We start from the raw sequence: 13,702 nt of genomic DNA, 5'->3' as shown, positions 1-13,702 counted from the left end.
CGACGGGTTCCAGCATGACGCGGCACCGGAGCGCCGTCAAGAGCAGTGCTCTCTGTTTTGATTGCCGATCCAATTCGTGGCAGAGTCGAAGTGTGCCCGCTTCCTCGATCCGTGCCCGGGTCCGCGCCGAGATGATCGACGAGATCAAGGCGGTGGCCCGCCGCCACCTGGCCACCGACGGCGCCGACCTGTCGCTGCGCGCCGTCGCACGGGACATGGGCATGGTCTCGTCGGCGATCTACCGCTACTTCCCGAGCCGGGACGAGCTGCTCACCGCGCTGATCCTGGAGGCGTACGACGCCCTGGGCGACGCGGTGGAGGCGGCCGACGCCGCCGTCGACCGGGCCGACCTGCGCGGGCGCTGGCACGCGGCCTGCCGCGCGGCCCGCGACTGGGCGCTGTCCCACCCCGCCGAGTACGCCCTGCTCTACGGCAGCCCGGTCCCCGGCTACGCGGCCCCGGACGACACCGTGCTGCCCGCCCAGCGGCCGCCGCTGACCCTGGTCGGCATCCTGCGCGACGGGCTGGCCGACGGGCGGCTCACCGCGCCCGGGGGCGACGGGCTGCCCGACGAGGTGCGCGCCGATCTCGCCGAGATCGCCGCCGCGTTCTTCCCCGACGTGCCCGAGGCGCTGCTGGCCCGGGGGATGGCCGGCTGGACGCAGCTTTTCGGCCTGATCAGCTTCGAGCTGTTCGGCCGGCTGAACCGCGCCGTCGCGCACCGCGACGCGTACTTCGACCACCAGACCGCCCTGATGGCCGACCTGATCGGCCTGCCCCGCACCGACTGACGCACGCCGGGACCTGCCGACGGCTTCCGGACGGCCGCGAGGCCGGCCGGCCGCTCAGGGTGCGTCGGAGGAGTGGCCCGGGAAGAGGTGGGCGGTGGGGTCGATGGCGACCGCGGCGTTGTTGACCGCGGTGGCCGCCTCGCCGAAGCCGGTGGCGATCAGCCGCACCTTGCCCGGATATTCGGTGATGTCGCCGGCGGCGAAGACCCGCGGCAGGTTGGTCGCCATCGCGCTGTCCACCACCACGTGCCGGTGGTCCAGCCGCAGCCCCCACTCCGCCAGCGGGCCGAGGTCGGCGGTGAAGCCGAGCGCCGCGACCACCGTGTCCACCGGGACGGTCTCCACCCCGCCGCCGCGCACGGTGATCTCAGCGGCGGTGACAGCGTCCTCGCCGTACAGCCGGGTGACCTCGGCGTTCACGATCACCCGGACCGGCAGCCCCCGCACCCGGGCGACCGTGCCGGCGTGCGCCCGGAACCGGTCGCGCCGGTGCACCACGGTCACCGAGCGGGCCAGCGGCTGCAGGGTCAGCGCCCAGTCGAAGGCCGAGTCCCCGCCGCCGACGATCAGCACATCCCGGCCGGTCAGCGCGGCCGGCTCGGGCACGAAGTAGACGATCCCGCCGCCGAGGAAGCTGTCGGCCACCGGCAGCGGTCGCGGGGTGAAGCTGCCCAGGCCGCCGGTGATCAGCACCGCCCCGCAGGCGAGCTGATCGCCGCCGGCCAGCCCGAGCACCGGGCGGCCGTCGGCGTAGGAGAGCTTCTCGGCGCGGGTGCCGAGCAGGTACCGGGGGGAGTAGGGCGCGGCCTGGGCGACCAGGTTGGCCACCAGGTCGCGGCCCTTCACGGCCGGGAAGCCGGCGACGTCGAGGATCAGCTTCTCCGGGTACATCGCGGTGATCTGCCCGCCCGGCTCGGGCAGCGCGTCCAGCACCGCGACGGAGAGCCCCCGGAAGCCGGCGTAGTACGTGGCGAACAGCCCCGCCGGGCCGGCCCCGATCACGGCGACATCTACCTCGCGCATGGGCGTACCGTCGCTTTCCGCTGGCGGATCAACGCGTGCTGATCCCGACGGTAGGCGTGCCGCCCCGCCCGGGCAAGCACGTCCCGCAAGCGCGCGGCGGGTCGCGCCGGCTCAGCGCAGGCCGAGCGTCGACTCGGAGCGGTACGGCTCGTGCGGCTCGGCGCGGCGGCGGAACAGGATCGCCGCGACCACCCCGCCGAGCAGCCCGAACAGGTGCCCCTGCCAGGAGATCCGCTCGTCGGTGGGGAGGATGCCGAGCAGTTGCCAGCCGTAGAGCAGGCCGACCAGCAGCACCACCGCGAAGTTCCACCAGCTCCGCTCCACGATGCCCCGGGTGAGCAGGATGCCGAGATAACCGAAGATCACCCCGCTGGCGCCGACCACCACCGAGTTGGGTGACCCGGTGAACCAGACGCCGAGCCCGCTGACCAGCACGATGATCAGCGTGGACCAGAGGAACCGCCGGGTGCCGGCGGCGAGCACGAAGGTGCCGAGCAGGATCAGCGGGATGCTGTTGCTGTAGAGGTGGTCGAAGCCGTGGTGCAGGAAGGGCGAGAAGAAGACCCCGTCCAGCCCCTGGATGCGGTGCGGGATGATGCCGGCCGAGACGTCCAGGCCGAAGTTGAGCCCCTGGTCGACGGCCTCGATCAGGAAGAGGAAGGGCACCACGGCGCACATCGCCACGAAGGCGCGGCCGAGCGCGGCGTAGAACGCCTCGGTGCCGAACCGGTTCGGGTCGCCGGCGCCAGCGGGGTGCGGGTTCACCTGCACAGGGGTACCAGCAATCGGCGCCGATCGCCACCCGGGCCACCCGTACGACGACGGCGGGGCGGATGGTCGCCCATCCGCCCCGCCGCACGTTCGTCGATCAGTACCAGCCGCTGCTCTGGCTGTGTGCCCAGGCACCACACGGGTCGTCGTACCGGCCCTCGATGTAGCCGAGGCCCCACTTGATCTGGGTCGCCGGGTTGGTCTTCCAGTCGTCCGCCACGCTGCTCATCTTGCTGCCGGGCAGCGCCTGCGGGATGCCGTACGCCCCGGACGAGGAGTTGTAGGCCTTGTGGTTCCAGCCACTCTCCTTGGTCCAGAGCTTGTCCAGGCACGGCATCTGGTCGATCTTGAAGCCCTCGGCGAGCAGCAGCGCGCAGCCGGTCTCCCGGTTGCCGCTGTACTCGTTGCAGGAGGCGGGGATCGGGCCGGCGAACGGCTTGCTCTCGGTGGTCTTCGCCGCCTCGGCCTCCTTGGCGGCCTTGGCCTCCTCGGCGGCCTTCAGCGCCGCCGCCTCGCGGTCCTTCTTACGGGAGGCGGCGGCGGCCTCGGCCTCCTTGGCCCGCTCGGCCGCCTCCCGGGCGGCCTCCGCGGCGCGCTGCTTGGCCTGGTACTCGGCGGCGCGCTGCCTGGCGGACTGGACCCGGTGCGCCGACTGCCGGTCGTGCTGGTAGTCGGCCTCGGCCTGGTCGACCTCGAGGCTGACCTTGGCGGTCAGGCCCTGTTGCTGAGTTTCGCGGTCTTCGCCCAGATAGAAGCCGCCGGCGACGCCCACGGAGAGCAGCGCGACAGCGGCCGTACGGGCACCGAACCGGCTCCACAGCCGACTCACGAAGTGGTCCCTTCGTCGGGGGCAAGGACGCGGCACACCGGCGACCGTCTGGCGGACGCGGTGGTGCCGCGAGCGCCCCGACCTGAGCCGGTCGCGGCCGACGCACCGGCGGCCCGGGAGCCGCCCGCCCGGTAAGGCGAGCGATCCCCGTTGATCCCGCCGGGGCGTGGGCGCTCGTGGGACACCATCGCGCACAGTGAGACAGATGGGAAACCAGCAACGATAATTGTGATCTGCGCCACTACGTGAAAGCGGACGAAGTGGGGCGAAACCACCGAGAAATTCGGCTCAGTGCGGGATGTCCTCCAGCAGGTCGGTCACCATCGCGGCGATCGGCGACCGCTCGGAGCGACTCAGCGTCACGTGCGCGAAGAGCGGGTGACCCTTGAGCGTCTCGATCACCGCCGCGACGCCGTCGTGCCGGCCGACCCGCAGGTTGTCCCGCTGGGCGACGTCGTGGGTGAGCACCACCCGCGACCCCTGGCCGATCCGGGACAGCACGGTGAGCAGCACCCCGCGCTCCAGCGACTGCGCCTCGTCGACGATCACGAACGCGTCGTGCAGGCTCCGCCCCCGGATGTGGGTCAGCGGCAGGACCTCCAGGATGCCGCGCGAGGTGACCTCCTCCAGCACGTTCTCGTGCACCACCGCGCCCAGGGTGTCGAAGACCGCCTGCGCCCAGGGCGACATCTTCTCCGACTCCGAGCCGGGCAGGTAGCCGAGCTCCTGACCGCCGACGGCGTACAGCGGGCGGAAGACGATCACCTTCTTGTGCCGGCGCCGCTCCATCACCGCCTCCAGCCCGGCGCAGAGCGCCAGCGCGGACTTGCCGGTGCCGGCCCGGCCGCCCAGCGACACGATGCCGACCGACTCGTCCAGCAGCAGGTCGAGCGCCACCCGCTGCTCGGCGGAGCGGCCGTGCAGGCCGAACGCCTCGCGGTCGCCGCGCACCAGCCGGACCGTCTTGTCCGGCTGGACCCGGCCCAGCGCCGAGCCGCTGGCCGAGTGCAGCACCAGGCCGGTGTGGCAGGGCAGCCCGGCGGCGGCGTCCAGATCCAGCGCTTCGCCGGCGTACAGCCGGCCGACCTCGTCCGCGCCGAGCTCCAGCTCGGCCATGCCCGTCCAGGTGGGGTCGCTGGCCTGGTCGTGGCGGTACTCGTCGGCGCGCAGCCCGACCGAGGCGGCCTTGACCCGCAGCGGCATGTCCTTGCTGACCAGGGTGACCTCGCGCCCCTCGGCGGCGAGGTTCAGCGCCACGGAGAGGATCCGCGCGTCGTTCGACCCGGAGCGAAAGCCCGGCGGCAGCACGCCGTCGTCGGAGTGGTTCAGCTCGACCCGCAGCGTGCCGCCCTGGTCGTTGGCGGGCACCGGATGGTCCAGCCGACCGTGCTTCACCCGCAGGTCGTCCAGCATCCGCAGGGACTGCCGGGCGAACCAGCCCAGCTCCGGGTGGTGTCGCTTGCCCTCCAGCTCGGAGATCACCACCAACGGCAGGACGACCTCGTGCTCGGCGAACCGGTGGAAGGCCGCCGGGTCGGACAGCAGCACCGAGGTGTCCAGGACGAACGCCTGGCCTGCTGGTCGGGGCTCCTCGGCGCCGGGCGGAGCGGCTGCCGTGGTACGGCGGCTCCGGGTGGCGCGGCGGGTCGTGGCGGTCGCGGCCGGCGGCTGGTCGGCACCGGCGGTCGTACGGCGAGTGGTCACAGGCCTGCTCCGACGGATGGGCACCCGCCACCCGTGTTCCGCCTCCTCCGGTGCCCGGGACACGGGGTCGGATGCGGAACCCCGTGTGCGAGGTCGCAGATCCGGGCGGGCCGGCTGGCCCGGGAGAACCCCTGGCCATGCCTAGACGCTAGCCGGGGCACGCCCCCTCGGCTAGTGGGCGAGGTGGATCCCCCCCGACCGGGACGTGAACGAACCGCGGACCGGCCGGGATGCATGCCCCCTGCGCGCATCCCGGCCGGCGGGACCACCGTCACCTGACGTGGTCCCGTCGGTGCGCGTCCGCCGCGGACGGCGCACCGGCTCAGGTGGCGGTGGCACCGCCGTCGGCGCCACCCGCCGTCAGCCCGACCGCCGGACCAGCGTGCCGGCCGGGTGGGCCGCGGCGCCGGCCGGCGCCGCCGCCACGAAGGACGACCCGGTGTACGTGGTGCCGGACCGCACGGCGGTGGCGGTCACCAGGCCGGCGCCGGTCGACCGGACGACGTCCCCGCCGGGGATCGCGGACCCGGCCGGGGCGTACGCCACCGGGGGACGCGTCGCGGGCGCACCGCCGACGGGGCGGGACAGGGCCGAGGCGATCGCCGCCTGGGCGTCGCGCCGGCGCCGGTTCCACGCTCCCCGGTCGCCGTCGAAGTAGCCCTGCCGGTAACCGAACCGGTAGCCGATCCGGTAGCTGAGCTGTCCGTGCAGCCGACCGGCCGCATAGCTGGTGGCGGCGAGCACCAGGACGAGGAAGACGAGCAGGAAGGGACTCATCCGGCGGCTCCGCCGCGGCGCGCCCGCCCGGTCACCGGTCGTCCGGCTCGGTCGTGGTCGGATCGACCACCAGCAGCCGCTCCAGGTCGTCCGTGCTGACCTCCTCGACCAGCTCGACGCTGATCCGGCAGCCGTCCAGCACCACCTCGGCCATCGAGGACCGGCGGATCTCGCCGCCGGCGTCGTAGACCCGCACGCTCAGCTCCGGGCAGCCCAGGTGGGTACGCCAGGCGTTCCACTCGGCCCGGTCACCGACGCTGAGCGACAGGTAACGGCAGCCCCGGGCGAGGTAGACGCGCCAGGGCGCGCTCAGGCCCGCGGCGACCCCCTCCGCGACCAGGCCGAACGCCTGGGCACGGGTCGCGAGTTCGGTCACCACACCCCCCTCGCGGCGGGGGTGTGGTGCATGTGAGCACTAATCGTCTCATGCACGTGACACACCGTAGATTGTCCCACGGACGTGACAGTATCAGCTTTTCGTCCGGTTACCGCCGTCGCTACGTCGTTCTATTCTACCCAGGTGACACCCGTCAGAAAGGCCGCCGGATCGTTGGTCCGGCACTCCGCGAGACTGTCTCGCACACGTGACAAGCGCCTGTCCGGGCAGCCCGCTGTCGCACCCGGGCCGTACCGTCACGAGGTGACCGAGACCGCCCCCGCACGGAAGATCGCGTTCGCCACGTTCGTCCGCCGCGCCCTGGAGGACGCGCGCGCGACCCGGGCGTGGACCGGCACCGAGGTTTCCCGACGCACCGGGGTCTCCCGGCAGACCGTCAACCGCTGGGTCCGCGGCGACTGGGCCAGCGACCCGGAGGCCGAGCGGGTGGTCGCGTTCTGCGAGGGGCTCGGGCTGAGCCCGGCGGCCGCCTTCACCGCGCTGGGCTGGGACCGGGCCGCCGCCCCACGGGCCGCCGCCGCCCCGCCGCCGATGGACCCGGACGTGGAGGCGCTGCTGCGCCGGTTGGTCGACCCCGCGGTGTCGGACGCGGAGAAGTTCCACATTCGGGAAACCATTCGTTACCTCGCATACCGCCCGACTCTCCCGGTCGGTGACCGAAAGCGAGAAGAGCGCGCCGGGTAGTTCCTCAGATGGCGAAAGAACGGCTGGTCAGGCCCGATCGTTTCGCTCCGGGGCCGGAACGGGCACGCTAGCGTCCGTATTCGTACTGCTTGGGCTCGTCGTCGGCGGGGGACGGGACAAGGCCGAACCCAGCCCTGCGGGACAGAAGGAGGGGTCTGTCAGTGACCCTGAAATGGTGGGCAGTCGTGGTCGCGGCGGTGTCGCTGACAGCGTGCGTGACCGCCAACCTGGTGACCGGCGCGACCGAGGGCGAGCGGATTCCGCTGATCGCCAACCTCTTCGCGCTCACCACCGCCGGCACCGCGGTCGTCCTGGCGGTGGTCGCCGCGCTGCACGAACGGCTCGACGACCGGGTCAGCGCGCTCGCCGACTTCCTGGTCGACCGGCTGAACGACATCGAGTCGCACACCGGCGACCGGAACACCGGCTTCGTCGAGGGATACCTGCTCGGCCAGCGGCCGGACCCGGCCGTGGTGCCGCTGGTCCGCCGGGGCCGGGGGGCCGCCGAGCGCTGACGCGACGCGTACGGAGCCGTACGCCGGGTGCTGTCAAGGCGTCATCTCGCGGCCACGAATGGTCCGCCCGCGCCGGGGTACGCTGTCGCGCGTGCCGCCGTTGAATCTGGGCAACCAGCAGCCGAAGACCCCGTTGGACGCCGAGCACGCCTGGCGTGCCACCGCCGCGCGAGCGGCCGACACCGTGCTCTTCTTCGACTTCGACGGCACCCTGGCGCCGGTCGACGACGACCCGACCGCGGTGCAGCCCGCGCCCAATGTGCTGACCGCGCTGGAGGCGCTCGCGCCGCTGGTGCAGCGGGTGGCCATCGTCTCCGCCCGGCCGGTCGACTTCCTCCGCGACCACCTCGGCGGTCTCGCCGGCATCGACCTCTACGGGCTGTACGGCCTGGAGCACAGCCACTCCGGCGCAGAGACCGTCACCGAGCCGGCCGCGCTGCCCTGGGTGCCGACCATGGCCGAGCTGGCCGACCTGGCCCGGGCCGAGCTGCCGGCCGGCGCGCTGGTCGAGTTCAAGCGGCTGAGCGTGGCGCTGCACTGGCGCACCGCCCCGCAGCTGGGCGCCGAGGTCGAGCGGTGGGGCCGAGCCCAGGCCGAGCGGCTCGGGCTCAAGGTCCAGGCCGGCCGGATGGTGCTGGAGCTCAAGCCGCCGGTCGACCGGGACAAGGGCCTGGTCATCGGCGAGGTGGTACGCGACGCCGGCGGCGCGTGGTACTTCGGCGACGACGTCTCCGACATCAAGGCGTTCGCGGCGCTGCGCGCCCGCGCCGCGGCCGACCCCGACTTCCTCGGCGTCTGCGTCGCGGTGGCCAACCCGGAGACCGGGCACGAGGTGGCCGACGCCGCCGACCTCACCCTCGACTCCCCCGCCGCGCTGGCCACCTTCCTCACCGCCGCCCTACCCCACCTCCGCTAACCCCAGCCCTTCTTCTGCGCGATCTTGCACTTTCTGCCCGGGCCAAAGTCGCATAAGGGGCATAACGCGGGCCGCAAGTGCAAGATCGCGCGTGAGAGCCACGGCGGGGTGCGGGGGCGGCGGGGTCAGGCGCCGTAGCGGCGTTGCCGGGTGGCGTACGAGCGCAGCGCGCGGAGAAAGTCGACGCGGCGGAAGTCGGGCCAGTTGAGCTCGCAGAAGTAGAACTCCGAGTGCGCGCTCTGCCAGAGCATGAAACCGGAGAGCCGCTGCTCGCCGCTGGTCCGAATGATCAGATCCGGGTCGGGCAGGCCGCGGGTGTAGAGGTGCTCGGAGATGTGCTCGACGTCCAGCGAGCCGGCCAGCTCCTCCAGGGTGCCGCCCTTGGCCGCCTGCTCCAGCAGCAGCGACCGCACCGCGTCGGCGATCTCCCGGCGCCCGCCGTACCCGACCGCGATGTTGACCTGGGCGCCGCCGGTGCGCGCCCGGGTGCGCTCCTCGGCCGCCTTGAGGGCCTGCGCGTGGTGCGCCGGCAGCACGTCCAGGGCGCCGACCATCCGCAGCCGCCAGGGGTTGCCCTCCTCGGCCAGCTCGGTGGTCAGGTCCTCGATGATCTGCAGCAGCGGGTCGAGCTCCTCCGCCGGCCGGGACAGGTTGTCGGTGGAGAGCAGCCAGAGGGTCACATGGCCGACCCCGGCCGCGTCGCACCAGCGCAACAGCTCCTTGATCCGCTCGGCGCCCATCCGGTGCCCGTCGTTCGGGTCGACGAAGCCCATCTCCCGTGCCCACCGGCGGTTACCGTCGCACATCACCCCGACGTGCTGGGGCACCGGGCGGCCCGCGAGCCTGGCGGTCAGCCGGCGCTCGTAGACGGAGTAGAGGAGTTTCCGCAGAGTCATCACCATGCAGGGTAGCGACCCGGGCGGCCGATCACCGCTTCGGTGGCCGATCCCACGCCGAGAGACCGATGCCGATCATCGCCAACGTCCGGGCGTCCAGCCGGCCGTCGCCGAGCCCCAGCTCGACCACCCGGGCGTGCACCCGCTCGTCCCGCTGGGCGGCCCGGACGGCCGCGTCGACCACCCGCCGGTGCCGGGCCAGCCGGGCCGCGGCCGAGCTGTGCCGCAGGTGGGTGCCGAGCCGGCGGCGCAGCGCCGCCGCGTACCGGTCGGCCGCCCGGTCGGGGGTGGCCGCGGCGGCAGCGCCGGCCAGCGCCCCGGACAGCAGCGCGTAGAAGATCCCCTCGCCGGTGAACGGGTTGATCAACGAGAGCGCGTCGCCGACCAGCAGCGTCCGGCCCCGGCCGGGTGGTGGCCGGTGGGTGGACAGCGGCAGGTGGTGGGCGCGCAGCCCGTCGACCGTGGCCGGGTCGGTGCCGGGCAGCAGCGCGCCGAGCCGGTCCAGCAGGTGCGCCCGGCTCAGCCGCGCACCGCGCAGCACCTCGCCGTACCCGACGTTCGCCCGGCCGTCGCCGATCGGGAACGACCAGGCGTACGCCGGCCAGCCGGCCGCCGAGGTGACGATGAGCTGTTCCGGCGGGCCGGGCGGCGCGGGAGCGTACCCCCGGATGGCCAGCGCCAGGTGGCGGTCGGGGTTGGGCGGCTGGCCCAGCGCCCGGCGGACCACGGAGCCGGCGCCGTCCGCGCCCACCACGACCCGACCGGACAGCTCGCCGTCGAGCACCACCCGGTCGCCGCGGTCCTCGACCCGGCGGACGGTGTGCCGGCGCAGCTGCGCGCCGGCCGCGACCGCGGCGGCCACCAGCCGGGCGTCGAACACCTTTCGGGGCACCGTGTACGCCGGCCGGGGCAGCGCCCGCGCCACCGTCCGCCCGCCCGGCGCGACCAGCCGCAGCGCCGGCACCGCCGGGTAACCGGCCACCGCGTCGGTCACGCCCAGCGTGGCCAGCACGTCCAGCCCGTGGGCCGCGATCCCGTCCCCACACGCCTTGTCCCGCGGAAAGTCCGCCCGATCCACCAGCAGCACGCGCGCCCCCGCCCGCCGCGCGGACAAGGCGGCCGCAGCCCCCGCCGGCCCGGCCCCGACCACGACCAGATCGAACTCATCCATCACGACCACCTTCCCCACCCGCCCCGCCCATCCTCCCCGTTCCCATCCCCGTTCCCCACCCCCGCCCGCGCCCCCGTCTCTTGTTGATCAAGAGGTTTCGGTCAGAATCCGGCCGATTTCACGCGCAAACTTCTTGATCAACAAGGCCGCCCCCGGGGGCGGGGGCCGGGGGCGGGGGGTGGGGGCGGGGGGTGGGGGGCCGGGGGTGGGGGGTGGGGGGTGGGGGGTGGGGGGTGGGTCAGCGTGGGTGGGTGGCGCGGTGGAGGGAGTAGAGGGTGAGGGTGGCCGCGGCGACCAAGGGGGTGGCGTCGCGGATCAGGCCGTCCAGGCCGAGCAGCCACCAGCAGAGGGGGAGGTCCACGGCGAGGACGGTCAGGGTGACGACCACCAGGGCGCGGCGGGGCCAGTGGCGGCCGCGCATCAGGAAGGCGGTACAGAACAGCACCGCGTAGCTGGCCACGATGCCGGCCAGTAACCACAGCAGCACCGCCGGGACGGCGGACAGCCGGCCGTCCAGCACCGCACCACCCGCGACCAGGGCCGGCACCAGCATCAGCGGGCTGTAGGTGAAGGCGGCGACCCGGGCGGTCAGCAGCCAGCCGGTGACCGGTGGATGCTTCGGGGCGACCTCGCGCCAGGAGATCGTCCCGCCCTCGACGACCAGGCCCTTGCGGTGCCGGATCAGGTGCCCGGCCACCGCGCCGGAGCGGTAGAGCAGCGCGACCACGCTCACGCAGAGGGCGGCGAGCAGGGCGAAGCCGAGCAGGCCGGGCAGCGGGGGCACGCCCTGCCGGGGCACCACCAGCCGGCCCACCGCGAACACGGTGGTGACGGCCAGGATCAACCCGAACGGCTTGGCCACCGTACGACCGCGGTTGACGTGCCCGATCAACAGCAGGAAGCCGAACGACCGCAGCATCGCCCAGCCGGTACGCACCGCCAGCCCGAAGCCCTGCTCCGGGGCGTACCAGTAATTGAGCACCTCGACCACGACGGTGGCCGCCGCCGTCACGGCGAGCAGGGTGGTCAGCGCCCGGACGGCGGACGGCCGCCGGACCTCGGTCTCGGCGGCCGTCCTCATGGGATCCGTTGGTGCCCGGTTCGGGCGCCCGTCACACCTACCGTTGCGGCTGCTCCGCGTCGAGCCGCGCGCGCAGCGCGTCCAGCTCGGCCCAGAGCACGCCGGGCAGCTTGTCGCCGAACTTCTCGAACCACTCGGTGACCAGCGGAAGCTCCTTGCGCCACTCCTCCGGGTCGACCTTCAGCGCGATCCGGACGTCCTCCGGCGTCATGTCCAGGCCGTCGACGTCCAGCGCGTCCTGCGCCGGCACCATGCCGATCGGGGTCTCCACCGCGTCGGCGGTGCCCTCGAGCCGCTCGATGACCCACTTGAGGACGCGGGAGTTCTCGCCGAAGCCCGGCCAGAGGAAGTTGCCCTCGGCGTCCTTACGGAACCAGTTGACGTAGTAGATCTTGGGCAGCTTGGCGGCGTCGCCGTCGGTGCCCTTGCCCATCTCGATCCAGTGGTTGAAGTAGTCACCGGCGTGGTAGCCGATGAACGGCAGCATCGCCATCGGGTCGCGGCGCACCACGCCCACCGCGCCGGAGGCGGCGGCGGTGGTCTCCGAGGAGAGCGTCGCGCCCATGTAGACGCCGTGCACCCAGTCCCGGGCCTCGGTGACCAGCGGGATGGTGTCCCGGCGGCGGCCGCCGAACAGGATCGCGTCGATCGGCACGCCGTTCGGGTCGTAGTACTCGTCGGCCAGGATCGGGCACTGGGTGATCGGGGTGCAGAACCGGCTGTTCGCGTGCGAGGAGGTGTTCTCGCTCTGCGGCGTCCAGTCGTTGCCCTTCCAGTCGATCAGGTGCGCCGGCGGCTCACCCATGCCCTCCCACCAGATGTCGCCGTCGTCGGTGAGGCCGACGTTGGTGAAGATCGAGTTGCCCCGGTCCAGCGTCCGCATGGCGTTCGCGTTGGTCTTCCAGTCGGTGCCGGGCGCGACGCCGAACAGGCCGTACTCCGGGTTGACCGCGTACAGCCGGCCATCGGAGCCGAACCGCATCCAGGCGATGTCGTCGCCGATCGTCTCGACCTTCCAGCCCGGGATGGTCGGCTCCACCATGGCCAGGTTGGTCTTGCCGCAGGCGGACGGGAAGGCGCCGGCGACGTGGTGGACCTTGCCCTCCGGCGAGGTGATCTTCAGGATCAGCATGTGCTCCGCGAGCCAGCCCTCGTCGCGGCCCATCACGCTGGCGATCCGCAGCGAGTAGCACTTCTTGCCCAGCAGCGAGTTGCCGCCGTAGCCGGAGCCGTACGACCAGATCTCCCGGGACTCCGGGAAGTGCGAGATGTACTTCGTGTCGTTGCACGGCCAGGCCACGTCCTGCTGGCCGGGGGCCAGCGGCGCGCCGATCGAGTGCAGCGCGTGCACGAAGTCTGCGTCGTTCCCCATCGCCTCGAGGACCTTCGCCCCCATCCGGGTCATGATCCGCATCGACGCGACCACGTAGGGGCTGTCGGTGATCTCCACACCGAACATCGGGCGCTCGGCCTCGACCGGGCCCATCACGAACGGAATGACGTACATGGTGCGCCCGCGCATGCTGCCGCGGTACAGCTCCGTCATCGTCCGCTTCATCTCGGCCGGCGCCATCCAGTTGTTGGTGGGGCCGGCGTCCGCCTCGTCGACGGAGCAGATGAAGGTGCGCTCCTCGACCCGGGCGACGTCCGTCGGGTCGGTGCGCGCGTAGAACGAGTTCGGCTTCTTCTCCGGGTTGAGGCGGATCAGGGTGCCGGCCTCGACCAGCTCGTCGGTGAGGCGCCGCCATTCCTCGTCGGACCCGTCCACCCAGACGACCCGCTCCGGGGTGGTCAGTTCCGCGACTTCCCGGACCCAGGCGAGCAGCTTGGGATGGCTGGTCGGGGCCTGATCGATACCCCGCACAGTAGCCGGAGCAACCATGACACATCTCCTTGTGGTCGACGCTGACCGATCTATGGGATGCACGAGTTGTGGCGGGCGCGAGCCGCGTCGCCTTCGTGGAAACCTGGGATTGGCCTCAGCGTAAACCGGGCTGCCCTTCCAGTCAGTGGGACTGGTTGTGAACAACTGCACAAGGTGCGGCCCGGGTGCGGCATCACGATCTGATACCCGCTTTCGCGCGCAGTTTCACGCAAATCCTGCGGGAAACTGTCGGCGCCCCGCGAGGAACGGACACCGGCCCCCG

Annotated in this window: 14 protein-coding genes; 4 read left to right on the top strand and 10 right to left on the bottom strand. The window is 72.8% G+C overall.

Annotation, left to right across the window (positions count from 1 at the left end; all coding sequences use genetic code 11):
* Positions 1–92: 92 nt before the first annotated feature.
* Positions 93–791: a TetR/AcrR family transcriptional regulator gene (locus ACFY3U_RS17450; RefSeq protein WP_387202142.1), complete on the top strand. Its 699-nt coding sequence runs from the start codon at positions 93–95 to the stop codon at positions 789–791.
* A 54-nt stretch (positions 792–845) separates the two neighbouring features.
* On the opposite strand, the gene ACFY3U_RS17445 is transcribed toward ACFY3U_RS17450, so the two are convergent.
* The 6 genes from ACFY3U_RS17445 to ACFY3U_RS17420 all read right to left on the bottom strand — a co-directional run bounded on the left by ACFY3U_RS17445 (position 846) and on the right by ACFY3U_RS17420 (position 6,271).
* Positions 846–1,814: an NAD(P)/FAD-dependent oxidoreductase gene (locus ACFY3U_RS17445; protein WP_387202139.1), complete on the bottom strand. Its 969-nt coding sequence runs from the start codon at positions 1,812–1,814 to the stop codon at positions 846–848.
* A gap of 111 nt (positions 1,815–1,925) precedes the next feature.
* Positions 1,926–2,579 carry a rhomboid family intramembrane serine protease gene (locus ACFY3U_RS17440; protein WP_387202136.1) on the bottom strand — a complete coding sequence of 218 codons (654 nt, stop codon included), beginning with the start codon at positions 2,577–2,579 and terminating at the stop codon, positions 1,926–1,928.
* Between the two features lie 103 nt (positions 2,580–2,682).
* Entirely contained in the window at positions 2,683–3,414 is a 732-nt protein-coding gene (locus tag ACFY3U_RS17435; RefSeq protein WP_387202133.1) for a lytic transglycosylase domain-containing protein, read from the bottom strand.
* A gap of 288 nt (positions 3,415–3,702) precedes the next feature.
* A complete protein-coding gene (locus ACFY3U_RS17430) occupies positions 3,703–5,118 on the bottom strand; it encodes a PhoH family protein (protein WP_387202130.1) in 1,416 nt (471 codons plus the stop codon).
* A gap of 360 nt (positions 5,119–5,478) precedes the next feature.
* A complete protein-coding gene (locus ACFY3U_RS17425; protein WP_387202127.1) occupies positions 5,479–5,895 on the bottom strand; it encodes a hypothetical protein in 417 nt (138 codons plus the stop codon).
* 31 nt (positions 5,896–5,926) lie between these two features.
* Complete coding sequence (locus tag ACFY3U_RS17420) at positions 5,927–6,271, bottom strand: hypothetical protein (protein ID WP_387202124.1); 345 nt, start codon at positions 6,269–6,271, stop codon at positions 5,927–5,929.
* 264 nt (positions 6,272–6,535) lie between these two features.
* Here ACFY3U_RS17420 and ACFY3U_RS17415 point away from each other — a divergent pair, with 264 nt between their 5' ends.
* The 3 genes from ACFY3U_RS17415 to otsB all read left to right on the top strand — a co-directional run bounded on the left by ACFY3U_RS17415 (position 6,536) and on the right by otsB (position 8,407).
* A complete protein-coding gene (locus ACFY3U_RS17415) occupies positions 6,536–6,976 on the top strand; it encodes a helix-turn-helix domain-containing protein (RefSeq protein ID WP_387202121.1) in 441 nt (146 codons plus the stop codon).
* Positions 6,977–7,137: 161 nt separating this feature from the next.
* The gene (locus ACFY3U_RS17410; RefSeq protein WP_387202117.1) at positions 7,138–7,491 is read left to right on the top strand and encodes a hypothetical protein; all 354 of its coding nucleotides are present in this window, start codon (positions 7,138–7,140) and stop codon (positions 7,489–7,491) included.
* Positions 7,492–7,582: 91 nt separating this feature from the next.
* Positions 7,583–8,407 (top strand): trehalose-phosphatase, encoded by an 825-nt coding sequence (gene otsB, locus ACFY3U_RS17405; protein WP_387202114.1) that lies wholly within the window; start codon positions 7,583–7,585, stop codon positions 8,405–8,407.
* Between the two features lie 125 nt (positions 8,408–8,532).
* Here the strand turns inward: otsB and ACFY3U_RS17400 are convergent, their stop codons facing one another.
* The 4 genes from ACFY3U_RS17400 to ACFY3U_RS17385 form a co-directional block, all read right to left on the bottom strand.
* Positions 8,533–9,303, bottom strand: coding sequence for an isoprenyl transferase (locus ACFY3U_RS17400; protein WP_387202111.1), 771 nt, complete (start codon positions 9,301–9,303; stop codon positions 8,533–8,535).
* Between the two features lie 31 nt (positions 9,304–9,334).
* The gene (locus tag ACFY3U_RS17395) at positions 9,335–10,474 is read right to left on the bottom strand and encodes a geranylgeranyl reductase family protein (protein ID WP_387202108.1); all 1,140 of its coding nucleotides are present in this window, start codon (positions 10,472–10,474) and stop codon (positions 9,335–9,337) included.
* 238 nt (positions 10,475–10,712) lie between these two features.
* On the bottom strand, positions 10,713–11,555 hold the full coding sequence (locus ACFY3U_RS17390) for a hypothetical protein (protein WP_387202105.1): 843 nt from the start codon (positions 11,553–11,555) through the stop codon (positions 10,713–10,715).
* Positions 11,556–11,592: 37 nt separating this feature from the next.
* Positions 11,593–13,437, bottom strand: coding sequence for a phosphoenolpyruvate carboxykinase (GTP) (locus ACFY3U_RS17385; protein WP_387202102.1), 1,845 nt, complete (start codon positions 13,435–13,437; stop codon positions 11,593–11,595).
* Positions 13,438–13,702 lie beyond the last annotated feature (265 nt).

It is taken from the genome of Micromonospora sp. NPDC000089 (assembly GCF_042899365.1).
In the GTDB taxonomy this organism is placed as follows: domain Bacteria; phylum Actinomycetota; class Actinomycetes; order Mycobacteriales; family Micromonosporaceae; genus Micromonospora.
Note: the sequence above shows the minus strand (reverse complement) of the source record. Positions and strands in the feature narration are given on the sequence as shown.